At 66.9% G+C, this 21,152-nt stretch carries 22 protein-coding genes; 15 read left to right on the forward strand and 7 right to left on the reverse strand.

Annotation, left to right across the window (positions count from 1 at the left end):
• Window positions 1-24 precede the first annotated feature (24 nt).
• Window positions 25-1,083 (reverse strand): A/G-specific adenine glycosylase, encoded by a 1,059-nt coding sequence (gene mutY / locus ACRDNQ_RS08720; protein ID WP_431828264.1) that lies wholly within the window; start codon window positions 1,081-1,083, stop codon window positions 25-27.
• 120 nt (window positions 1,084-1,203) lie between these two features.
• Here mutY and ACRDNQ_RS08725 point away from each other — a divergent pair, with 120 nt between their 5' ends.
• The 3 genes from ACRDNQ_RS08725 to ACRDNQ_RS08735 are packed head-to-tail and all read left to right on the forward strand — an operon-like array spanning window position 1,204 to window position 3,531.
• A complete protein-coding gene (locus ACRDNQ_RS08725) occupies window positions 1,204-1,707 on the forward strand; it encodes a DUF721 domain-containing protein (protein WP_431828265.1) in 504 nt (167 codons plus the stop codon).
• 4 nt (window positions 1,708-1,711) lie between these two features.
• On the forward strand, window positions 1,712-2,374 hold the full coding sequence (locus ACRDNQ_RS08730; RefSeq protein ID WP_431828266.1) for a DsbA family protein: 663 nt from the start codon (window positions 1,712-1,714) through the stop codon (window positions 2,372-2,374).
• The gene (locus ACRDNQ_RS08735; RefSeq protein ID WP_431829097.1) at window positions 2,371-3,531 is read left to right on the forward strand and encodes a CaiB/BaiF CoA transferase family protein; all 1,161 of its coding nucleotides are present in this window, start codon (window positions 2,371-2,373) and stop codon (window positions 3,529-3,531) included. Before ACRDNQ_RS08730 ends, ACRDNQ_RS08735 begins: the two co-directional genes overlap by 4 nt.
• Here ACRDNQ_RS08735 and lpxK read toward each other — a convergent pair.
• The 6 genes from lpxK to ACRDNQ_RS08765 all read right to left on the reverse strand — a co-directional run bounded on the left by lpxK (window position 3,500) and on the right by ACRDNQ_RS08765 (window position 9,751).
• Window positions 3,500-4,492: a tetraacyldisaccharide 4'-kinase gene (gene lpxK / locus ACRDNQ_RS08740; RefSeq protein ID WP_431828267.1), complete on the reverse strand. Its 993-nt coding sequence runs from the start codon at window positions 4,490-4,492 to the stop codon at window positions 3,500-3,502. The genes ACRDNQ_RS08735 and lpxK overlap by 32 nt on opposite strands.
• The gene (locus ACRDNQ_RS08745) at window positions 4,489-5,757 is read right to left on the reverse strand and encodes a 3-deoxy-D-manno-octulosonic acid transferase (RefSeq protein WP_431828268.1); all 1,269 of its coding nucleotides are present in this window, start codon (window positions 5,755-5,757) and stop codon (window positions 4,489-4,491) included. Before ACRDNQ_RS08745 ends, lpxK begins: the two co-directional genes overlap by 4 nt.
• A 7-nt stretch (window positions 5,758-5,764) precedes the next feature.
• Window positions 5,765-6,010, reverse strand: a complete 246-nt coding sequence (locus tag ACRDNQ_RS08750; RefSeq protein WP_431828269.1) for a DUF4170 domain-containing protein — start codon at window positions 6,008-6,010, stop codon at window positions 5,765-5,767.
• Between the two features lie 53 nt (window positions 6,011-6,063).
• A complete protein-coding gene (locus ACRDNQ_RS08755) occupies window positions 6,064-6,840 on the reverse strand; it encodes a 3'(2'),5'-bisphosphate nucleotidase CysQ (protein WP_431828270.1) in 777 nt (258 codons plus the stop codon).
• The gene (locus tag ACRDNQ_RS08760; RefSeq protein ID WP_431828271.1) at window positions 6,827-8,173 is read right to left on the reverse strand and encodes a TldD/PmbA family protein; all 1,347 of its coding nucleotides are present in this window, start codon (window positions 8,171-8,173) and stop codon (window positions 6,827-6,829) included. The genes ACRDNQ_RS08755 and ACRDNQ_RS08760 overlap by 14 nt, the downstream gene beginning before the upstream one ends.
• A gap of 87 nt (window positions 8,174-8,260) precedes the next feature.
• Window positions 8,261-9,751 carry a DUF2125 domain-containing protein gene (locus tag ACRDNQ_RS08765; RefSeq protein WP_431828272.1) on the reverse strand — a complete coding sequence of 497 codons (1,491 nt, stop codon included), beginning with the start codon at window positions 9,749-9,751 and terminating at the stop codon, window positions 8,261-8,263.
• A gap of 122 nt (window positions 9,752-9,873) precedes the next feature.
• Here ACRDNQ_RS08765 and ACRDNQ_RS08770 point away from each other — a divergent pair, with 122 nt between their 5' ends.
• From ACRDNQ_RS08770 to ACRDNQ_RS08825, 12 genes are all read left to right on the forward strand, one after another.
• Window positions 9,874-10,626 carry an SDR family oxidoreductase gene (locus ACRDNQ_RS08770; protein WP_431828273.1) on the forward strand — a complete coding sequence of 251 codons (753 nt, stop codon included), beginning with the start codon at window positions 9,874-9,876 and terminating at the stop codon, window positions 10,624-10,626.
• Window positions 10,623-11,237, forward strand: a complete 615-nt coding sequence (locus ACRDNQ_RS08775; protein ID WP_431828274.1) for an enoyl-CoA hydratase/isomerase family protein — start codon at window positions 10,623-10,625, stop codon at window positions 11,235-11,237. The genes ACRDNQ_RS08770 and ACRDNQ_RS08775 overlap by 4 nt, the downstream gene beginning before the upstream one ends.
• 147 nt (window positions 11,238-11,384) lie before the next feature.
• Window positions 11,385-12,158: a hypothetical protein gene (locus ACRDNQ_RS08780; protein ID WP_431828275.1), complete on the forward strand. Its 774-nt coding sequence runs from the start codon at window positions 11,385-11,387 to the stop codon at window positions 12,156-12,158.
• Between the two features lie 284 nt (window positions 12,159-12,442).
• Window positions 12,443-12,661 carry a Flp family type IVb pilin gene (locus tag ACRDNQ_RS08785; RefSeq protein ID WP_431828276.1) on the forward strand — a complete coding sequence of 73 codons (219 nt, stop codon included), beginning with the start codon at window positions 12,443-12,445 and terminating at the stop codon, window positions 12,659-12,661.
• Window positions 12,662-12,745: 84 nt separating this feature from the next.
• Window positions 12,746-13,564 carry a Flp pilus assembly protein CpaB gene (cpaB, locus tag ACRDNQ_RS08790; RefSeq protein ID WP_431828277.1) on the forward strand — a complete coding sequence of 273 codons (819 nt, stop codon included), beginning with the start codon at window positions 12,746-12,748 and terminating at the stop codon, window positions 13,562-13,564.
• A gap of 32 nt (window positions 13,565-13,596) precedes the next feature.
• Entirely contained in the window at window positions 13,597-15,168 is a 1,572-nt protein-coding gene (locus ACRDNQ_RS08795) for a TadE/TadG family type IV pilus assembly protein (protein ID WP_431828278.1), read from the forward strand.
• Window positions 15,169-15,170: 2 nt separating this feature from the next.
• Window positions 15,171-15,683 (forward strand): TadE/TadG family type IV pilus assembly protein, encoded by a 513-nt coding sequence (locus tag ACRDNQ_RS08800; RefSeq protein WP_431828279.1) that lies wholly within the window; start codon window positions 15,171-15,173, stop codon window positions 15,681-15,683.
• Window positions 15,680-16,369, forward strand: coding sequence for a TadE/TadG family type IV pilus assembly protein (locus tag ACRDNQ_RS08805; protein ID WP_431828280.1), 690 nt, complete (start codon window positions 15,680-15,682; stop codon window positions 16,367-16,369). Before ACRDNQ_RS08800 ends, ACRDNQ_RS08805 begins: the two co-directional genes overlap by 4 nt.
• A gap of 44 nt (window positions 16,370-16,413) precedes the next feature.
• Complete coding sequence (locus ACRDNQ_RS08810) at window positions 16,414-17,622, forward strand: AAA family ATPase (RefSeq protein WP_431828281.1); 1,209 nt, start codon at window positions 16,414-16,416, stop codon at window positions 17,620-17,622.
• A gap of 68 nt (window positions 17,623-17,690) precedes the next feature.
• Entirely contained in the window at window positions 17,691-19,091 is a 1,401-nt protein-coding gene (locus ACRDNQ_RS08815; RefSeq protein ID WP_431828282.1) for a CpaF family protein, read from the forward strand.
• The gene (locus ACRDNQ_RS08820) at window positions 19,084-20,097 is read left to right on the forward strand and encodes a type II secretion system F family protein (RefSeq protein ID WP_431828283.1); all 1,014 of its coding nucleotides are present in this window, start codon (window positions 19,084-19,086) and stop codon (window positions 20,095-20,097) included. Before ACRDNQ_RS08815 ends, ACRDNQ_RS08820 begins: the two co-directional genes overlap by 8 nt.
• Window positions 20,098-20,115: 18 nt before the next feature.
• Complete coding sequence (locus ACRDNQ_RS08825) at window positions 20,116-21,099, forward strand: type II secretion system F family protein (protein ID WP_431828284.1); 984 nt, start codon at window positions 20,116-20,118, stop codon at window positions 21,097-21,099.
• Window positions 21,100-21,152 lie beyond the last annotated feature (53 nt).

Below are 21,152 nucleotides of genomic sequence, written 5' to 3' on the forward strand. Positions count from 1 at the left end.
ATCATATGCCGGATGCGATTTCGCTCAACGGGTCTCGAATGCGCCCGACGCAAGGTCATGGGCCTTGCGCATCACCGTGGGCAGGTCGGACGGCCGGAAATCGGCCGGCGTGACGAACACACCCCGTTCCGGCGCGGCCGTCGCCGGAAGATCGGCGATCCGCAACGCAAGGCGCAGGTGGAAATGGGTGAAGGTATGCCGAACCTCAAGCCCCGTGTCGCGCCAGTCTGCCGCAAGCGGCGGGCTGTCGGCAGGCGCGTCGGACCAGTCGCTAGTCGGCCAGCCCAGCATGCCGCCCAGAAGCCCGCTGTCGGGCCTGCGTTCAAGCAGCCAGGCCCCGTCGGTACGCCGGCCAAGATAGGCGATTCCGTGGCGCAGCGGCTTGGCCGCCTTCGCCGTCTTCTGCGGAAGCGTGGCCGCGATGCCCGCCCGCCGGGCTTCGCAGGCATGGATTAGCGGGCAGATCCCGCAGGCCGGGCTGCGCGGGGTGCAGACGGTCGCGCCAAGGTCCATCATCGCCTGGGCGTAGTCTCCAGGCCTGTGCGCCGGGGTCAGGGCAGAGGCAAGCGCCTCCAGCCGGGGCTTTGCTTTCGGCATCGGCGTTTCGACGGCGAAAAGCCGGGCGACGACGCGTTCGACGTTGCCGTCCACCACGGTCTCGGGTCGGTCAAAGGCGATCGCGGCGATGGCAGCGGCCGTATAGGGCCCGATTCCCGGCAGCGTCAGAAGCGTGGCGCGATCTTCGGGAAATCGCCCACCATGATGGGCGACGACCTCGCGGGCGCATTTCAGAAGATTGCGGGCGCGCGCGTAATAGCCAAGCCCGGCCCACTCGCCCATCACGACCGCGTCGTTGGCTGCCGCCAGCGCCTCGACATCAGGCCACAGATGCGTGAATCGCCTGAAATAGTCACGTACCGCGGCAACGGTCGTCTGCTGCAGCATGATCTCGGACAGCCACACGCGATAGGGGTCGGGGCGCACTCCTGCCGCCCGGTCATGCGGCGAGACGCGCCAGGGCAGGACGCGGGCGTTGGCGTCGTACCAGGCCAGAAGGCCGTCGCTCAGCGAAGCGTCACGCAACTGTTATGCTGCCTCCTGATCCTTTGGACTGGTGCATGGCCATGCCATGATTAAGATAACGTCTGACAAAGGATTGGACAGGGCGTGAAAGGCAGCGACACCACTTCCCCTCCGCGCCGCATGCGCGGGTTCGAGCGGACCTCGAGCCTGGTCGCGCAGCGCATACGCGCCGCGGGCGAGACCCGGGGGTTCGCCGTGTCGCGCCTGCTGACGCACTGGCCCGAGGTCGTGGGCGAAGACATCGCCGCCGTCAGCCGTCCGGTTGAAGTCAGCTATGGCCGCGGGGGTTTCGGCGCGACGCTGACGCTGCTGACGACAGGCGCGCAGGCCCCGATGCTCGAGATGCAGGCCGACCGCATCCGCGAACGTGTCAACGCCTGCTACGGATACGCCGCGATTTCGCGCGTTCGGATCACCCAGACCGCGCCCACGGGCTTTGCCGAAGGACAGGCGGATTTCTCGCATGCGCCGAAGGCCCCGGCCGAGCCGGCCGCTCCGTCCGAGGCATCGGTCGCCAGGGCCCGCAAGGTGGCGGATGGCGTGACCGATCCCGGGCTGCGGGCGGCGCTGGAAAGACTTGGCGGGCATGTCCTGTCCGCCGTATCGACACCCAAGGAAGGTTGACGAGATGAACAGACGGTTTGCACTTCTTGCCGGCAGCGCGGCGCTTCTGGGCGGCGGCTATGCGGTTCTCGGCCGCGGCGGCGTAGAACCCGGAGTGACGTTCGGCAGCGCCGCCGCCCAGGAAGCCGCGCCCGACACCTCGCGCGTCGTCGAGATGACGCTTGGCGATCCGAACGCGCCGGTGACGGTCATCGAATACGCGTCGTTCACCTGCCCGCACTGCAAGGCTTTCCATGACGGCGCCTTCGGGGACCTGAAGGCCAACTATATCGATACGGGCAAGGTGCACTTCATCTACCGCGAAGTCTATTTCGACCGCTTCGGCCTTTGGGCGGCCATGGTCGCGCGGTGCGGCGGACCCGAGCGGTACTTCGGCATTTCGGACCTGCTTTACGAGCAGCAGCGCGACTGGCTGGCCGACGGCGATCCCGCGACCATCGCCGACAACCTTCGCAAGATCGGCCGCACCGCCGGTCTGACAGACGAACAGGTCGACGCCTGCCTGCAGGACCGCGGCATGGCCGAGGCGATGGTCGCCGTCTACCAGGAAAACGCCGAGCGCGACGGCGTCGATTCCACGCCAAGCTTCCTGATCAACGGCAAGAAGCACTCGAACATGAGCTACGCCGACTTCGCCGCGATCCTCGACGAGGAACTTGCTGGCTGATGAGGCCGCTCGAGGGGCTGAAGGTCGTCGAGCTTGCGCGCATTCTGGCCGGCCCCTGGGCCGGCCAGCTTCTTTGCGATCTGGGCGCCGACGTCATCAAGATCGAAAGCCCCGAAGGCGACGATACCCGTCAGTGGGGCCCGCCCTTCGTCGAACGGGCGGGCGAGCGCACGGCCGCCTACTTCCATGCCTGCAACCGCGGCAAGCGGTCCATCGCGCTTGATCTGCGCGACGCCGGGGACCGCGAGGTGGCGCTGGGCCTGATCGAACAGGCCGATGTGGTGATCGAGAACTTCAAGGTCGGCGGGCTGCGCAAGTACGGTCTTGATTTCCCGACGCTGCACGCCCGGTTTCCGCGCCTTGTCTATTGTTCGATCACCGGCTTCGGGCAGACCGGCCCCTACGCGCACCGCGCAGGCTATGATTTCATCATCCAGGGCATGTCCGGTCTGATGTCGATCACCGGCGAACCCGACGGCCCGCCGCAGAAGGTGGGCGTCGCCGTGACCGATATCTTCACCGGGGTCTATGCAAGCACCGCGATTCTGGCCGCATTGCGCCAGCGTGACCTCACAGGTCTGGGTCAGCAGGTCGATATGAGCCTCTTCGACGTGGCGACCGCGATCACGGCGAACCAGGCGATGAACTATCTGGCCACCGGCACCCCGCCGGGCAGGATGGGAAACGCGCACCCCAACCTGATGCCCTATCAGGCGTTCCCCTGCCGCGACGGCTGGATCATCATCGCGGTCGGCAACGACGGCCAGTTCCGGCGCTTCGCGGCGCTTCTGGGCGCCGCCCCGCTGGCCGATGACCCGGAATTCGCCACGAACCCCGCCCGGGTCCGAAATCGCGCGACGCTCGAGCCACGGCTGTCGGCCCTGACCACCGGATGGGAGAAGGCAAGGCTGCTGTCCGCCTGCGAGGAGGCCGGCGTGCCCGCGGGGCCGATCAACGACATGGCCGAGGTCTTTGCCGACCCGCAGATCGCGGCGCGCGGCATGGTGTCGACGGTCGATGGCATCCCGGCCGTCCGGGCCCCGATCCTGATGTCCGGGGCCGAGGTTCCGGCCGACCGCCCGTCCCCCCGCCTGAATGAACATGGCGACGGGATTCGTCACGAACTCAGGGGAAAAGGGCCATCAGGGCAGCGGTAAGCCCGTTGTCGCGGCTCAGCTTCAGCCGCACCGGAACCGACAGGATCTTGCCGCGCCAGTCCGGCGGCAGGCGCACGGCATCCTTTTCCGTCGTCACCAGTTGTGCCCCAAGATCCGCCGCCTCGCGCTCGAGCCGCGCCAGAAGCGGTGCGGACAGGCCCTGGTGATCATCAAGCGCCCGCGCCCCCGCAACCTCGGCGCCAAGGCCGCGCAGGGTGGCAAAGAACTTGGCGGGCCGCCCGATGCCGGCGAAGGCAAAGACGCGCATGCCGTTCCAATCCATCCCGGTTTCCAGCGGGACAAGCTCGCCCAGCGAGGACGGAACCCGAACCGAAGGGCCCCACAGCGCATCGAACCCGCGCTGCGCCTCGGAATCGCCGATCCGCAGCAGATGATCGGCCCGCGCAAGCCCCGCGCCCAGAGGTTCGCGCAGCGGCCCTGCCGGAAGGACCCGCCCGTTGCCGAAACCCACGGCGGCGTCGACCACGACAAGCGAGAAATCCTTCGCCACGGCCGGGTTCTGGAAACCGTCGTCCATCAGGATGCAATCCGCCCCCGCGCCCTCGGCGGCGCGCACGCCGGCGGCCCGGTCGCGCGCGACCCAGGTCGGTGCGAAGGCGGCCAGAAGGAGGGGTTCGTCGCCGACCGCCTCGGCGGTGTGGCGTGCCGGATCGACCGCGACAGGACCGGCAAGGCTTCCGCCATACCCGCGCGAGACGACATGCGGCCGATGCCCGGCCGCGACGAGGTGCTGGGCAAGGGCGATCGTCGTCGGGGTCTTGCCCGCGCCACCCGTGTTGATGTTGCCGATGCAGATCACAGGGACAGCCGCCCGGTGGGTGGCCGGCTGGGCCACGCGCCGCGCCGTCGCCGCGGCGTAAAGCATGCCCAGAGGGGCAAGCGCGCGCGCCTGCCAGCCCGGCCGGTCCGGCGGGCGTGACCAGAAGGCGGGTGGCCTCACGCCGCGATCCCTTCGCCCTCGAGCACGGACGCGATCGCTTCGATGACGCGGTCGGCGACGACAGCGCCATCCGAAGTCACCCGCCACGCCGCCTCGGCCAGGGCCGCCGTCTTGTCGGGCGCAAGAAGCTCGGCGATCACCGGCCCAAGGTCGGCCTCCGATGCGATCTGCCGTGATGCGCCGGCCAGCGACAGGCGCTCGAACCGCGCCTTGTGGATGCCGGGGTGCGGCCCGTGCACGATCGCCGAACCCAGCGCGGCCGGGTCGTAGGGACTTGGCCCTGTGCCCTCGGGGTCAAGCGTCGCGGCCAGGAAGCTGACCGGGGCGAGGCGGTACCAAAGGCCCATCTCACCTTCCGTATCGGCCACGAAGACCTGGGTTTCGGCATTGGGACGATCGCCGGCCGAGCGCAGGCCGACCTCCCAGCCTTCGGCTTCGAACCGGTCCGCCAAAGCCCGTCCACCGCCGGCCTCGTCGGGCACCGCCACCAGCAGCAGCCGGTGCGATAGGCGCGAGGCGTGGCGATGCGCGGCTTCCACCGCCACGAAGGTCGTATCGCCAAGCCCCGCGGCAAGCCAGACGGGCCGGCTGGCCAGACGGCGGGCAAGCGCGTCGCGTTCGGCTTCGTTGCAGGGCAGGGGGACTGGGGCTTCGCGCAGAAGGCCGCGGATCTCGATTCGTTCGGGATCGACACCGGTCAGACGAAGCTCGTCGGCGTCGCGGCGCGTTGCCGGGAAGATCCGCACGAAGTCCGCCATCCCGGTGTCACTGGCCCATCGGCGCCAGCGATGGGAGGACCGCTCCCATGGGGCGTTGACCCAGAAAAGGGGAACCCCGCGCGCCTTGGCCGCCTGGATCAGCGCGGTGTGAAGCGCGCCGCCGCAGATGATGCCGACGTCAGGCCGCCAGTGATCGAGGAATCTGGACGTCGCCAGGGCCGAGTCCCCCGGAGCAGGCTGGTGAAGGACCCCCGGCCCCAGGCGCATGTCGGCCAGGGGGCCCGGCGTCGTTGCCAGCAAACCGAAGCCTTCGCCCATCGCCTGCGAAAGACGCGGAACCAGTGACTCGATCGGAGCCACGTCGTCGGTCGTGGCGCCGTGGCACCAGATCAGGCGTCCGGCCGGCCTGTCGGGAACCTGCGGGAGGGCGACCTCGGCGTCGAGCGCTTGCGCCCGGGCGTCGTCCCCGACCGGGCCGCGCCACCGGAGGGTGCCGGCCAGCGCCGAGACCTTCCGCAGCAGCGTCAGGGCCGGGTTCGCGCCCATGCCCTGATCAATCCCCCAGTTCCTCGGTTGCCGAGGCAGGCGTCTCTTCGTCCCTCAGCCGATGAAGATGCGCGATGAAATAGCGGGTGTGGGCGTCGTCGACCGTGCGCTGCGCCTCGGCCTTCCAGGCGGCATAGGCGCTGGCATAGTCGGGGAAGATGCCGACGACATGGATGCCGTTGACGTCCTTGAAGACGGTCGTGGACGGGCTGACTAGCTCGCCCCCAAAAACGAGGTGCAGACGCTGGGACAAAAGACCCTCCGATCCTTGGATGTGCGCAGACCCTACGGCTTTGGCGCGGGCGGTCAAGCACCCGCCCGGTGCGCCATGAGAACGTCGTAGGCGCCGGGCGTGGCCGCGACGACCCCGTGATTGGCCGGCCTGTCGTTGTTGAAGGCCAGCGCCGCACCCGCGCGGTTCGTCACCCGGGCACCCGCTTCGGCGGCGATCAGCGCGCCGGCCGCGATGTCCCATTCCCAGCTGTCGCGGAAGGTTACCATCGCGTCGTACCGGCCCTGCGCCACAAGGCACAGGCGGTAGGCCAGCGAGGGCCGGAACGACCGGCGGACGGGCGGCTGGCCGACCGGCCAGTGGCGGGCGTCCATCGAGGCGGCGTTCGCCAGAAGCCGAATCTCGGGTCCTCCGGTCCAGCCCGAATGGGCGATCGCCTCGCCGTTCAGCGTGGCGCCCTTCCCCTTTTCGGCTGAAAAAAGGCGTCCGCGCAGCGGCAGGTGCACGACGGCGGTCACGGGCAGGCCGTTTTCGACGATCGCCAGCGAATGCGACCATGTCTTCTCGCCCGAGATGAAGGCCCGGGTGCCGTCGATGGGGTCCACGACGAAGACCCGACTGGCTTTCAGCCGGGCGGGATCATCCTCGGTCTCTTCGGAAAGCCAGCCATAGTCGGGGCGTGCGGCAAGCAGCCGCTCGCGCAGGTAGGTGTCGACCGCCAGGTCGGCTTCGGACACCGGATCGTCGGTCGATTTGTCCCAGACGCGATTGGTGCCCGACCAGAAGCCGCTGGCGATCTCGCCCGCCTGTCGCGCGGCGTCGGTCAGAAGGGCAAGGTCACTCTCCGGCAAGCGTCAGCCCCTCGACAAGGATCGACGGCACGACATGCGACAGATGCGATCGCGCGTCGTTCGCCGGGCGAATGCTGCGCAGCATCTCGCGCAGGTTTCCGGCGATCGTGCATTCGTTCACCGGATAGGCGATCTGGCCGTTCACGACCCAGAAGCCCGAGGCCCCGCGCGAGTAATCCCCGGTGGTCGGGTTGATCGACGAGCCGATCAGCGAGGTCACCAGAAGCCCCGTGCCCATGTCGGCAAGAAGGTCGTCGCGCGTCTGCGCACCCTGCGTCAGCGCGATGTTGGTGACCGACGGCGACGGCGGGGCAGAGGTGCCCCGACTAGCGTTGCCGGTGCTTTCAAGGCCCAGGCGTCGCGCCGTTGCAAGATCGAGCGTCCAGCTTGTCAGCCGACCGTCCGCGACAACGGCGCGCCGGGCCACGGGCAGCCCTTCGCCATCGAAGGGCCGCGAGCCGCCGATCCGCGGGCGCAGCGGGTCCTCGACCACGTCAAGGCCCGCGGGAAGGATCTGTTCGCCCATCGCGTCGCGCAGCCAGGACGATCCGCGCACGATGGCGCTGCCGTTCGCGGCGGCCAGAAGGTGGCCGACAAGCGACGCGGCGATGCGTTCGTCGAAAACCACCGGGAAGCGGCCCGATGGCGGCTTGCGCGCCCCGGCCCGGGCCGCGGTGCGTTCCCCGGCGATCCGACCGATCGTTTCGGGGTCGGGAAGGTCGGTCTGATAGGTGCGTGTTTCGCCGAAATAGTCACGTTCCATCGCCGTGCCGGACCCGGTGATCGCCACGCACGAGGTCGACCTTTGGGACCGCGCATATCCGCCCGAGAAACCGTTGGTGGCGGCCAGATGAACGCGCCGGCGGCCATAGCTCGCGCCTGCGCTTTGCGTCTGGCTGACGCCGGGAACGGCCAGCGCCGCCGCTTCCGCGCGGCGGGCGTCCTCCTGCAGGTCGGCGGGGCTGGGTTCGGGCGCCGGATCGTCGAGGTCAAGCCTGGCGAGGTCCCAATTCCGGGCCAGCTGCGACGGATCGGCCAACCCGGCCGAGCTGTCTTCGGGCGCCTCGCGCGCCATGGCGACGGCCTGCTCGGCCATCCGCGCGATCGCCGCATCGCCGACGTCGGACGAGGCCACGCAAGCCTGCCGCTTGCCGATCAGCACGCGCAGGCCGACTTCGACCCCTTCGCTGCGTTCGACGTTCTCAAGCCGCCCCTTCAGGACGTCGATCGACAGCGATGTGCCGTCGATTGCGATCGCGTCGGCCGTGTCGGCCCCTGCCTTTCGGGCGGCGTCGAGAAGCTGGACGGTCAGGAGGTCAAGGTCTGCCGGCATGGAAGGGGGCCTTTGCATCTGGTCCCCCCGGACCTAGTCTTGCCCGGCGCCCTTCGCAAGGCACCGGGTCATGTCGGGGGCCGCCGCTCAGCGCAGGGGTTGGCCGTTCGCGACGATGCCGCCATCCGGCGTCAGCTCGATCGTCGACACCAGCGTGTCCTCTCCCGCGCCGGGGCGGGCGAAGAGACCAAGCATCATCCGCATGCCCATCGCCTGCTCCTGCGGCAGAAGGCCCATCGCCACAAGCTTGTCCATCAGACCGTTGCCGCCGACAAGCTGAAGGTCGATCGCGCCGGCAGGCACCGGCGGCATGGCGCTGTTGTCGAAGGTCAGATCGCCGGTTCCGGTCAGCTCGGCGCCGGCGACATCCAGACGGAGTTCCCGGATGGTCAGGGCCTGAAGTTCGCCCGGGGGACCTTCCATCGGGGTTTCCGCAAGCGCCGGGTCGGTGATGTCCACCAGCCACTTGCCCTTGCCGGCAAGGTCAAGGACCAGCGCCGCCGGATCGCGCGGCAGCGTGCTCATCGGATCGAACATCGACCAGAGCGTGTCGCTGACCGTCAGCCCGTCGATCCGAAGAAGAAGCGCGAAATCCTGCGGTTCGGCCGAGACGGCGATCGGCATGTCGAACTTCCATGACGAGTTCGCCATCGCCAGCGAGGCATCTGGCAGGGGCATCTGCGAACTGGCCACATTCACCGTGACGTCGCTGTTCGTGCCCCCGTAGGACAGACCGTTCTCGCCCACCGACACGTCAAGCTGCCCCGACCCGGCCCCCGCGCTCAGCTCGAAGTCCTGGCCCTCGCCGCTGCCGGCGATCTGGTAGCTTGCGTTGCGGTAGCTAAGCGTTCCTTCCGATGTCAGGCCCTCGGCGATCATCTCGCCAAGTCCGGCCATGGCGGTGAACGACGACATCGTGCCCACCGATGTCGACACCATGTCGGTCATCGAGGCCAGCAAGCTGACCCGATCCCCGCTGCCTTCGGTGTCCACGGCGGAAAACGCGGCCGCTGCCCCGCCCGCCGACATGTCGCTTCGGATGCTCATCGGCGTGCCGTCGACGATTTCGTATTCGCCGGCCAGGTTCGTCAGGGTGACGTCAAGGTCCACCGGCACGGCTTCTCCGCCGGTCTCGAATCCCGTCGAGGTGAGCGAGATCTCGGGCGCTGTGTAGGTGTGCAGCGTCTGGCCCGGCTGGCCCGACACCACAAGATCAAGCCCGGTGTGGGACAGCGTCAGGGTCGCCGAGAAGTCGACGCCGTCTGAATCGGTGCCCGAGAACGTCATGGGCCAGTCTGCGGGAAGGTCGACGCTGACGGTGCCGTCCCCACGTTCGATGAAGGTGAAGTCGCCCAGCGTGCCCGAGACGGTCGCGTCGGCCTCGGACATCGCCATCGTGACGCCCGAGACCGTCAGCGTGTCGCCCGACTGCGATTCCGACGTCGCCGAAAGCTGATAGCCGTTTTGCGACGCGAAGGCCTGCCAGCCGGACCAGACCTGCGCGGCGGTCAGATCTGCAAGGGCGGGCGAGGCCGCAAGAACGGCGAAAACGGTCGGGAAAAGAAACGATTTTGACATGATGGATCTCGAACCAAGGGGAGTTGGCGCAGCTTCGGGCGTGCGCCACGGGGCGTCAAGCCGCCTTTCTCTGGCCGAGCCGGATTCCTTGGGCTAGGCACGGAGAGACGGAGGGGCACGCCATGGACATGACGGGACGGACGGTTCTGATCACGGGGGCAAGCCGCGGCATCGGCGCGGCGGCTGCGCGCGTCTTCGCGGATGCCGGCGCCAGTGTCGTTCTGACGGCCCGCAGCGCCGAGGCGCTTGCCGATCTCGCGGGTGAAATCGGCGAGGCCGCGCTTGCCGTTCCCTGCGATGTCAGCCGCTACTGGGAAGTCGCCGCCGCGGTCGAAGCGGCAGTGACGACGTTCGGTTCGCTTGACGTGCTGATCAACAACGCCGGAGTGATCGAACCGATCGCGCATCTTGTCGACTCGGACCCCGATGGCTGGGGGCAGTCCGTCGATATCAATCTGAAGGGCGCCTATCACGGGATGCGCGCGGCGATGCCGGTGATGATCGCGGCAGGCGGCGGGACCATCATCAACGTCTCGTCGGGTGCGGCGCGCGCGCCCGTCGAAGGCTGGAGCCATTACTGCGCGGCCAAGGCCGGCACCGCCATGCTGACCCGCTGCGGCGACGAGGAAGGCCGTGCATTGGGACTGCGCGTGCTTGGCCTGTCGCCGGGCACCGTGGCGACCGAGATGCAGCGCGAGATCGCGGAAAGCGGCATCAGTGCCGTCAGCCAGCTTGACTGGTCGGTTCACATCCCGCCCGAATGGCCGGCGCGGGCGCTTCTGTGGATGTGCTCGACCGCGGCCGACGACTACCTTGGCCAGGACGTCATGCTGCGGGACGAGGCGATCCGCCGTCGCGTGGGGCTTGTCCCATGATCGAGGTGACGCAGGATGGCGCGCTCTGGACCTTTCGGTTGAACCGCCCGGACAAGGCGAATGCGCTTACCCGCCAGATGCTGGCCGACCTTGCCTTGGCCGTGCCTGCGGCGCGCGAGCAGGCAAAGGCGGTGATCCTGACCGGGGCCGGCACCGTCTTCAGCGCCGGGGCCGATCTTGACGCGGCGCGCGCAGGGTTGGCGACCGATCCTGTCTGGGAAGAGCTGTCGGGCGCCATCGCGGATCTTCCATGCCTGACGATCGCCGCGCTGAACGGCACGGTGGCGGGCGGCGCCTTCGGCATGGTGCTGGCCTGCGACCTGCGGATCGCCGTGCCCGAGGCGCGGTTTTTCTATCCGGTGATGAAGCTGGGCTTCCTGCCCCAGCCCTCGGACCCCGCGCGTCTTGTCGCATTGGTCGGGCCGTCCCGGGCCAGACTGATCCTGATGGCCGGGGCACGGATCGGCGCGTCGGATGCGCTGACCTTCGGTCTGGTGGACGAGATCGTCGAGGGGGACCGGCTGCTGGCGCGGAGCAGGGAACTTGCCGCCGATGCCTTGGGCGCTGCGCCCGACCACGCCGCAGCGATCAAGCGGATGTGCCGCGACTGACGCGAAGCGGTCGACGCGTCACAGCATATGGTAACGAAGTCCACTTCTCCTACGACTATTCGGGCCTCGGAATATATCTGGAGGATTCGGGAAATCCGAGGTATAAACATTGCAAACGCGATGAAGTGGGCGTGGGGGCAGTCTGCAATGAAGACCTTTACGTTGCCCGGCTATGGGCGTCGCCGTGAAGGTGCCAGGTGGGTCGCGACGCTTGTCGTCGGCGCCGTGCTTGGCGCGCCGGCCGTGGCCGAGCCGGCCGATGAGCCGCTGACGATCGAGGACGGGGCGAAGGTGCTTGTCTGCGAGAAGGTCGGCTTCTTCGCGATCGTGCAGGACCACGATGGCCGGCTCAGCACGCCACAGTATCCGCAGTTGCACGTCCAGTATGCGGACGGCCTGTTCGCGATGACCGAGCCGGACGTGGATATTCAGGGTGTGAAGGTGGCCTATACCTCGTTTCTGAAATTCGAGGGCGCGCAGCACTGGGTCTTTTCCGGCCTCGACGGTACCACCCCGTTCGAGGACCGTTGCCGTGACATCACCAGCGACCTTGCCTTCGTCTTTCCCAAGATCGCCATCGCCGCCACCTGGGGCCTGCCCGAGATCGAGGCGCGCGTCGGGTTGTTCGACGCGATCATGGACGACATGAGCACGCGCCTTGAACTGGCGACGGCCGAGCGGGACGAGCTTGCCGTAACGAACGAGGCGCTGCAGGCCGACTACGAGTCCCTGACGCTGGAGGCCTGCGAATTCGCGGCGGCGGCCCTGCCCGTTCTCAAGGTTGTCCATGCGGCAAGCGCGACAGAGGCCGCAAGCGACATCGACGAGGTTCTTGGCGCCGCCACGCGGCTTGGCGACTGCCTGGAAGACTCGGTCATGGTCCGCTCGTCCGATGCAGAGGGCGCCCGGTTCGCCGAGTGACGGCCAGACCCTGACAGGACGCGGCCCACTGTCCTTTCCCCGGTCGGCATCGCTGCCCTGGCCGCGTGACCTTGCGTGATTCGTCCTGCGCCCGATGAGGGCCGTGGAGCGCCGAATCCGCTCGGTTTCACATCCTCAAGTTGAAAATCTGCGCGTTGGTGATGAGGCGGGGCCGTCGCCGGCCTCGTAGGATCAACGACAGGTCGAGGCCGTAGGGGGTCGGGGCCTGTCGCCGTCCGGCAATCGGATGGTGTGTGAAACCTGCTTAACGAAGGAGCGATTTTATGCGCAACGCAGTCATCAAGACCTGGAACCGTCTTCTGGGCAACGAAGAAGGCCTCACGCTGGTCGAATACGGTGTGGGTGCGATCCTGGCCGTCACCGTCGGGGCCGTGGCCCTGACCCAGCTTGGTGCCCAGATCAACAACGAACTGGGCCAGGCCGAAGGCGTCATGGAAGCCACCGGTGGCACCGTCGGGACCGCCGGCCTCGGCACCCAATAACCAGCAAGACGCGGCGCCTGCTCCCTTCGTGGGGGCGGGCGCCAGCTTCCCGGACCAGCCCTGACATCGGAAGGAACCCAAAAGATGCGCATCAAGTCCCTGATCGTTGCCCTCGTGGGGATCGGCGTCGCCGGCGGGTCGGTCTACATGGCGCGCGGCTATATCGCCGATGAAGTCGCCGCACAGAAGGCGCAGCAGGAAACCGGCATCGTCCGGGTCTATGCCGCCGCCCGCGAGATTCCCTATGGCGCGGCCATCGAAGGCCACATGGTCACGACCATCCCCTGGCCGAGAGAGGCCGTTCCGCAGGGGGCCTTTACCTCGAAAGAGTCACTGATCGCCGGTTCGCGGGAGGATGCCCGCCGCGCGAAAAGCGGTCTTGCCCAGGGCGAGATCATTCTTGCCTCGAAGGTGTCGAACTTCGGCGAGAAGGTGACCATCGTCCAGCGCCTGGGCGACAACACGCGCGCCATGGCCATTCAGGTGAGCGCGTCGACCGCCGTCGGCGGGTTCGTCACCCCGGGCGATTCCGTCGACATCCTGCTGACGCAGGGGTCGGGCGAGGAGCTTGGCACCTTCACCATCCTTCAGAACATCCGCGTGATCGGCGTCGACCAGACCGCCGACCAGCAGACCGACAGGCCGGTTGTCGCCCGCACCGTCACCGTCGAGGTGACGCCCGAACAGGGCCAGCGGCTGGCGCTTGCCGAGCGCGCCGGCACGCTCAGCCTGTCGCTTCGCTCGCTCGAGAACAGCGAAGACAAACCGCTCGACTCGGTGCGCCTGTCCGACCTTCTCCAGCAGACTTCGCCCGTCGAGGAAGAGGCGAAGCGCAACGTCGTCCGGGTGCGCCGGGGCGTCGAGGAAGCCCAGGAAGTTCCCGTCGAAGTCTCGATCAACTGAGAAACCAAGGATCGGTTCACAGGTCGCAAGCGATGACACGTCCTTCACCATACACCACGCGGATGCGGGCCTTCGCCAAGGCCGACGAAGGGGCGGTCCTCGTCTTCTTCGCGATCCTCTTCGCGGTGATGCTTGGGATGATCGCGCTGGCCTTCGACACGGGCCGCATGGCGGCCACCCAGTCCGAGCTTCAGTCCTATGCCGACAACGTGGCGCTTGCCGCCGCCGGTGAACTTGACGGCGAGGACGGGGCCATCGCCCGCGCCACCGCGGCCGCGGCCGAGTTGATCGACGACATCCAGACCTTCGGGGATGGCGGCGCGCTTCTGGGCGTGGCCGACTATACGCTCACGTTCCTGTCTGATCTGCCGGCGGACGACACGGCCGACACCTCGGGCTTCGTCACCACAAACTCGACCGCCGCGGCCTATGCTCGGGTCGTCATAACGCCCCGCCGGGTGGCGACGCCGATCGCCGCGGCCTTCTCTGCGATCACCGGCCAGCAGGCCATCGATGCCAACGTCGGGGCGACGGCGATTGCCGGGTTCACCGCCTATGTCTGCGACGTTCCCGTCCTGATGTTCTGCCTGCCCTCGCCGACGTTCAAGGCCGAGGACAACGTCGGCAGCACGATCCTTCTTCGTTCGGGCAGAAACGGAAGCCAGTGGGGCCCGGGCGACTTCGGCTTTCTCGATCCCAGCGACATCGGCGTCGATCAGCGTGGACCCTGCGCGGGCCTGAATGGTGTGCAGCTTGACACCTGCCTTATCGCGGCCTCGGGCAATCTGCTTCAGTGCGTCCGCACAAACGGTGTCGACATCGAGCCTGGGCAGAAGGTCGGCATCGAGAACGCGGTCTTCAACACGCGCTTCGACATCTACACCGGCACGATGAACAACAAGCGCAACAACCCGCACTATGCGCCGGCGCCGCACGTCATCTCGGGGTTCGAGGTTCCGACCAAGGGCAACCAGTGCATCGGCAACAACCCCAGCGCCGGCGACACCATGGCCTTTCCTGCCGACGACTGCTTCGGCAGCTCTTCGGGCTGCACAATCGGCAACGGCCGCTTCGGCGACGCCGACTGGTCCGACGGGCGCGCGACCTACTTCGCAACCAATTACGGCGTAAAGGACGCGACCGGAAATCTCGTGCGCGACGCCAATGGCAACGTCGTTCTGAACGCCAACGGTCAGCGCGTGCTCACGGCCCTTGGCTCAAACACGTCGCCCACACGCTATGAGGTCTACAAGGCCGAGATCGCGGCCGCGGGCACCGGCAACATCCTGACCAATCGGCGCGAAACCGGCCGCCCGCAGTGTTCGAAGGCGACGCCCAACCCAAACCCCGAGCGCCGGACCTTCGTGGCCGCGGGGATCAACTGCGACCCTGCGACCGGGGGCACCGCGATCGCCGGGGCGGCGAAGGACGTGAAGCCTGCCGAATTCGTCCGGGTCTTCCTGACACGCCCGGTCGGCAATTCGACCGTCTCTCCACCGGTCTTCGACCTCTGGGTCGAGGTGGTCGAGTCGGTGGGCGGACCGGGCGGCGGCCAGGAAGTCGAAGCGGGCATCTTCCGCGAACAAGTGCAGCTTTACCGGTAGTCATGCGCATCCGTCGTCATATCCCTTCCGCTTTGCGCCGCTTCGGCCGCGACGAGTCCGGGCTTGCGCTGGTGGAGTTCGCGATCTGCCTGCCGCTCATGATCCTGGTGTTCGGCATGATCATCGAAGGCAGCCGCCTGATGTGGTCTTTCCAGAACAGCATTTCCGGCGTCAGGGATGCCACGCGGTATCTTGCGCGGATCACGCCGGCCGATGTCTGCCAACCCGGCGGGACCACTTTTGACGACCAGGCGGACAGGCTGACAGCCATCATCCGCGACCGGATCGGAACGGGCGAGAGCATCCTTCCGCGCGGGGTCGATCTGGTCGACGTGACCGCGACGCTTGACTGCGTGGTCGGCGCCTACCGCATCAGCCCGGCCCCGGTTGCCCAGTTGACCGCGCGGGTCGAGATCACCCACCCCTTCGCCAGCCTCTTCGCGTTTGCAGGTGGCGGGGTCGAGGACTCGGTGATCGTCGATGTCAGCGATGAAGCAAGGATCTTCGGGCTATGAAACGGGGGATTCGCACGATCAACAGCGCTTCGGCCCGGCGGTTCGCGCGCGACGAATCCGGCACCACCCTGGTCGAACTGGCGCTTGTCATCGCGCTGTTCCTGCTGCTGTTCTTCGCGGTCCTGGATTTTGGCCGCATGGGGTCGGACTACGTCATGGCCGAAAAGGCGCTTCAGCGCGCGGTCCGCGTCGCGGCGACGCGCCCGGCCGCCTGCCCCGGAGTGCCCGAGACGCACCAGCCCGGTGCGTTCCTTCCCGGCACGACCCCCCCGCGCTATGGCACGCTTTGCCGCGCCGCGCCGGGCGTCGTCTGCGCCACCCCGGCCGAGATCACCTGTCAGGGCGATCTGTCGAACGCGACGGTCGCAGAAATCTGGTGGGGGGCCGATCGTGCGCCGGGCGGCGTTCCGGGCATCCGCGAGGTTCTGCCCTCGAACGCCGAGCCCCGCCACCTGGTGTTCCGCTACACCACAGACCCCGATCTGGGGTTCCTTGGCGGTCCCTTCGTGCCGATCGTGACCGTCGAACTGCGCGACCTCGACTTCCGCTACACCACCCCGCTGGGCCGGCTGGCCGGTATCGCGGGCGTGGCCAACGCGGGCACCCGTGGGGACAACGACATTCCGTTCCCCACCATCAGCGTCTCTCTCCCCGGCGAGGACCTTGCCCAAGGAGGCGACGGATGACCCGACACTTTCAATTGAAGCCCACCTTTTCAGGAGTTTCGACAATGGATCAAAGTCCCACGAGCCTGCTTTTGATTTCGAGCGACGACGCGGTCTCGCTCGACGTTCAGAGCGCCCTCGCAGACGACGGCATGATCAATGTCGTCACGAAATCGGGGACGCTTGCGCAGATGAACGGATCGGCGGCGTCGATTGCAAAGATGTACGACATCGTTGTCTTCACCACGGATCCCGACGACCCTGACGAGTTGAAGGCGATCGAGGATCTGTCGGCGAACCGTGCGTCGAACGCCGTCTTCTTCGCGCTGACCGACGACGACCTGCCTTTGTCGAAGGTGCGCAAGCTGTCGCGCTGCGGCGTCGACGACATCATGCCGAAGGGCGCGCTCAGGGAAGAACTGCGCCCCCAGATTGCCACATGGAAACAGCGGCGCGATGCGATGCTGCCGGCCGTCTGGGCCGGGCCGCAGAAGAAGGGGCGCATCATCACCGTCGCCCAGGCGCGCGGCGGGGTCGGATCGACCACTGTTGCCGTGAACCTTGCCGACCAGCTGCTTGAACCGACCGGCTTCCGCAAGAAGCACAACAAGCACAGCGTGGTCATCGTGGACCTCGACTTCCAGTTCGGGACAGTCGGCACGATGCTTGACGTCGATGCGAACGACGGGCTGATCCAGCTTGCCATGGACGGGTTCGTGCCGACGCGGGACTATGTCGAACAGTGCATCGTCACCGTCGACAGCGGGCTTGCGGTGCTTCCCGCGCCCTCGAAGTTCGGACCGCTCGAAGCGCTGAAGGTCGCGCAGGTCGAGGCGATCCTGACGGTTCTTCAGGAAAGCTACGACTATGTCGTGGTCGACTTGCCGCGGGCGCTGGTCAGCTGGCTCGAGCCGATCCTTGCGAAATCGGACGAGGTCATCCTGGTGACGGACGTGACCGTCCCCTCGGTGCGCGCCGCTCGGAAGCTGATGGACTTCTTCCTTGCCGAGCAGCCCGGCCTCACCATCGAGATCGTCGTGAACTTCGAGAAGAAGCCGGTGCTTCTGGCCAGCCATCACCGCGAAGCCGCAAAGCTTCTGGCACATGACTTCAGCTACTGGCTGCCCCGCAACGACCGGGCCGCGCGGGAAACGGTCGACCGCGGCTGCCCGCTGTCGCGCGCGGCGCCGCATTCGGACCTTGCCAAGAGCATGCGAAAACTCGCCAGGGCCACGATCCGCAAGTTCGAAAGCCCCCAGACCACCAGAGTCTGAGCGCCGCGACCTGCTTCAAGAAACAGCGACTGCCGCGCAGCGGTTTGAAAGACCAAAAGGGGCCAACAATGTTCCGAGAGTTCCAGACAGGTGAGACAGCGACCGCGCCGAACGTCGTTCGGTTCGGGCAGAACCGGCCGGCGCCGGTCGCTCCGGCACCCGAACCGCCGCGCGCCGTCGTGGACGCGGACCTTCAGTCCCGACTCGAACTCAAGAGCAAGCTGCACGACGTGCTGCTCGAGCGGTTGAACCTGGCGGTGCTGGACAAGATCCAGGAGGACGAACTTCGGCGCGAGGTGAGCGGCCTGGTCGCCGAAGTCCTGAAGGACCTCGGCCGTCCGATGCGAAGCGAGGATTTCCGCCAGATCGTCGACGAACTTCTCGACGAGGTGCTTGGACTAGGCCCGCTCGAGCCGCTTCTTGCCGACCCGACGATCAACGACATCCTCGTCAATTCGTTCGACAAGGTCTACGTCGAGCGTCGCGGCGTGCTCGAGCGGACGGCCGTCCGGTTCCGTGACGAACGGCATCTGCTGCGGATCATCGACAAGATCGTCTCGCGCATCGGGCGCCGGATCGACGAGAGCGTTCCCTGGGTCGACGCCCGTCTTGAGGATGGCAGCCGCGTCAACGCGATCATCCGGCCCTGCGCCATTGACGGGCCATCGGTTTCGATCCGGAAGTTTTCCCGCGTCCCGCTGACCATGCAGTCGATGATCGACATCGACACGCTGTCCGAAGACGCCGCGCGCCTTCTGCGCGGTCTTGTCGAGGCGCGCCTGAACATCCTCATCTCGGGCGGGACGGGCACCGGCAAGACGACGATGCTGAACGCCATGTCGTCCTACATCAGCAACCGCGAGCGGATCGTGACGATCGAGGACGCGGCCGAGCTTCAGCTTCAGCAGGAGCATGTCGTGCGCCTTGAAACGCGTCCTCCGAACCCGTCGGGCAACGGCGCGATCATCCAGCGCGACCTGGTGCGCAACGCGCTGCGGATGCGCCCCGACCGCATCATCGTGGGCGAGGTCCGGGGGCCGGAAGCCTTCGACATGCTTCAGGCCATGAACACCGGTCATGACGGATCGATGACCACGGTCCACGCCAACACGGCGCGCGATGCGCTGGGCCGGATCGAGCAGATGGTCACGATGGGCGGCTTCGAACTTCCGCACTCGGCCGTCCGCGGGCAGATTGCCTCGGCCATCCATTTCGTCGTTCAGCTTACCCGCCTCAGCGACGGACGCCGGCGCGTGACCAGCATATCCGAACTGACCGGCATGGAAGGCGACGTCATCACCATGCAGGACATCTTCGTCTTCAAGCGCACCGGGAAGGACGCAGACGGCCGCGTGAGGGGCTACTTCACGCCAACCGGAATCCGCCCCCAGTCGGCCGAACAGCTGATCGCCGCCGGCGTCGACATGAGCGGCATTTCGTTCGTGAAGAGGGCGCCGAAAGATGATTGACCTTCGCGATCTCGATCTGGATGCCCTGGGTCTGGGCGCGCTGAACCTTGGCGCGCTCGACGCGCGGTTCGTGATCTTCGTCGGCCTCTTCCTGGGAACGCTTCTGGCGTTCGAGGGTCTTCGCCAGCTCTTGTCGCGCGGCGAGAGGCAGGACGAGGCCAAGAGCCGGCGGATGAGGATGATCAAGGCCGGCGCGACCACCGAACAGATCCTTCAGGTTCTCAAGCCGCCAGCACGCAAGTCCGGGTTCGAGGCCGTTCCCCTTTTTGGAAGCGTGCCGCATGCCTTGCGGCAGGCGGGTCTTACCCTTCGCCCCGAAGCGTTTTTCGGGGCGATCGTCGCAGGGGCGGTGATCTTCGCAATTGCCGGGTCGCAGGTGATCAACCCGGCGATCGCGATTTCCCTTGCGGTCGGGCTGTTCCTGATCGTGCCGCCCCTCATCGTGCGGCACCTGAGGAACCGCCGCCTCAACGCCTTCGTGCACCAGTTGCCCGATGCGCTTGAACGCATGGCGCGCGGGCTGCGCGTGGGCCATCCCCTGAACACGACGCTTGCAAGTGTGGCCAACGAGATGTCCGATCCGATCGGGTCCGAATTCGGCATCGTCGTCGACCAGGTCGCCTATGGCGACGACCTGAGCGATGCGATGCGCGAACTTGCCGAGCGCATCGACGTCGAGGACATGCACTATCTCGCGGTCAGCGTCGGGATACAGCATGGCACCGGCGGGGATCTGGCCGCGATCCTCGACACGCTGTCCCGTGTCATCCGCGATCGCGCCACGATGCGTCAGAAGATCAAGGCCATCTCGGCGGAATCGCGGCTTTCGGCCATCTTCCTGTCCTGCATCCCGGTCTTCATCTTCTTCTTCATGTCGGTCACGACGCCGTCCTACTACAACGGTGTGTCCGACGACCCGCTGTACGTCCCCATGCTTGTCACCATTGGGGTCTTCATCGCGGTGAATGCCGTCTTGCTGCGCAAGCTTGTCCGTTTCCGGTTCTGACGAGGGTAGAGACATCCGATGTTCGATCTTCAATCCATTGGCATTTCGACCAACCTGCTGATCCTTGGCGCCGTCGGCGCGGGCGCGATGCTTGCCGTCGTCGGTGTGGCCCAGGTCATGTCCGACAAGAGCGTCGCGGCGACGCGCATCGCGCAGTACGGCCGGCCGCGGTCCACCGGACAGCGCCAGACGCTGGTCAAGGACGAACACTCGCGGGCCTCGGAATTCGCCGCCGGCATCCTTGCGGACGACGACCGCCAGCGGGTTCAGGTCCAGCGCGAACTTGCCCGCGCCGGTCTGCAGGGGCCGCATGCGGTGCGCAATTTCTTCCTGTTCCGTGCCGGTTCCGGACTGGTGCTGCCGGGCCTTTTCCTGCTGCTTCTGGCCTTGGCGCAGGCGGGCAGTCCGCTTCTGCCCGAAATGCTGACCGACTGGCTGAACGGACTTGGCAGCATGGCCACGCTGATCGGCCTCGCGTTGCTGTGCTATGTCGGCTACGTCCTGCCGGGCTACTGGCTTGACCGTCGCGTGGCCGAACGCAAGTGGCGGATCGAGGCCTCCTTCCCGAACGCACTCGACCTTCTGCAGATCTCGGTCGAGGCGGGCCTGGGCTTTGATGCTGCCATGATGCGCGTTGCGCAGGAGATCGCGCCGGTCGCCCCCGAACTTTCGGAAGAGTTCATGATCGCCCAGGCCGAGATCCAGGCCGGGCAGGAACGGTCGAAGGCACTGATGTCACTGGCCAACCGAACCGGGGTCGAGACGATCGCCTCCTTCGTCAGCGTCGTGCTCCAGTCGATCCAGTTCGGAACCCCGATGGGTGAGGCCTTGACCACCTATTCCCGGGAGATGCGAATTTTCCGCGAATTGCGTGCCCAGGAAAAGGCGAACAAGCTTCCGGTGCAGATGTCCGCGGTGCTTGCCTCGTTCATGTTGCCGTCGATCGTGATGATCACTCTAGGCCCGGTCGTGATTCGGTATATCCGCTATTTCGCCTCGTGACCTGTAGAATTAACGCTTCATTAACCGTAGATGAACGGAAAATGAATTCGAGT

The sequence above is a fragment of the Saliniferula longa genome (assembly GCF_050789285.1).
In the GTDB taxonomy this organism is placed as follows: Bacteria; Pseudomonadota; Alphaproteobacteria; order Rhodobacterales; family Rhodobacteraceae; genus CAVPWP01.

Coding starts and splice junctions, on each gene's coding strand:
- ACRDNQ_RS08810 (WP_431828281.1), top strand. CDS start 16,414: ATGGATCAAAGTCCCACGAGCCTGCTTTTGATTTCGAGCGACGACGCG.
- ACRDNQ_RS08775 (WP_431828274.1), top strand. CDS start 10,623: ATGATCGAGGTGACGCAGGATGGCGCGCTCTGGACCTTTCGGTTGAAC.
- ACRDNQ_RS08745 (WP_431828268.1), bottom strand. CDS start 5,757: ATGGGCGCGAACCCGGCCCTGACGCTGCTGCGGAAGGTCTCGGCGCTG.
- ACRDNQ_RS08815 (WP_431828282.1), top strand. CDS start 17,691: ATGTTCCGAGAGTTCCAGACAGGTGAGACAGCGACCGCGCCGAACGTC.
- ACRDNQ_RS08820 (WP_431828283.1), top strand. CDS start 19,084: ATGATTGACCTTCGCGATCTCGATCTGGATGCCCTGGGTCTGGGCGCG.
- ACRDNQ_RS08765 (WP_431828272.1), bottom strand. CDS start 9,751: ATGTCAAAATCGTTTCTTTTCCCGACCGTTTTCGCCGTTCTTGCGGCC.
- ACRDNQ_RS08760 (WP_431828271.1), bottom strand. CDS start 8,173: ATGCCGGCAGACCTTGACCTCCTGACCGTCCAGCTTCTCGACGCCGCC.
- ACRDNQ_RS08795 (WP_431828278.1), top strand. CDS start 13,597: ATGACACGTCCTTCACCATACACCACGCGGATGCGGGCCTTCGCCAAG.
- ACRDNQ_RS08825 (WP_431828284.1), top strand. CDS start 20,116: ATGTTCGATCTTCAATCCATTGGCATTTCGACCAACCTGCTGATCCTT.
- ACRDNQ_RS08770 (WP_431828273.1), top strand. CDS start 9,874: ATGGACATGACGGGACGGACGGTTCTGATCACGGGGGCAAGCCGCGGC.
- ACRDNQ_RS08800 (WP_431828279.1), top strand. CDS start 15,171: ATGCGCATCCGTCGTCATATCCCTTCCGCTTTGCGCCGCTTCGGCCGC.
- ACRDNQ_RS08725 (WP_431828265.1), top strand. CDS start 1,204: ATGCGCGGGTTCGAGCGGACCTCGAGCCTGGTCGCGCAGCGCATACGC.
- ACRDNQ_RS08785 (WP_431828276.1), top strand. CDS start 12,443: ATGCGCAACGCAGTCATCAAGACCTGGAACCGTCTTCTGGGCAACGAA.
- ACRDNQ_RS08730 (WP_431828266.1), top strand. CDS start 1,712: ATGAACAGACGGTTTGCACTTCTTGCCGGCAGCGCGGCGCTTCTGGGC.
- ACRDNQ_RS08805 (WP_431828280.1), top strand. CDS start 15,680: ATGAAACGGGGGATTCGCACGATCAACAGCGCTTCGGCCCGGCGGTTC.
- cpaB (WP_431828277.1), top strand. CDS start 12,746: ATGCGCATCAAGTCCCTGATCGTTGCCCTCGTGGGGATCGGCGTCGCC.
- ACRDNQ_RS08780 (WP_431828275.1), top strand. CDS start 11,385: ATGAAGACCTTTACGTTGCCCGGCTATGGGCGTCGCCGTGAAGGTGCC.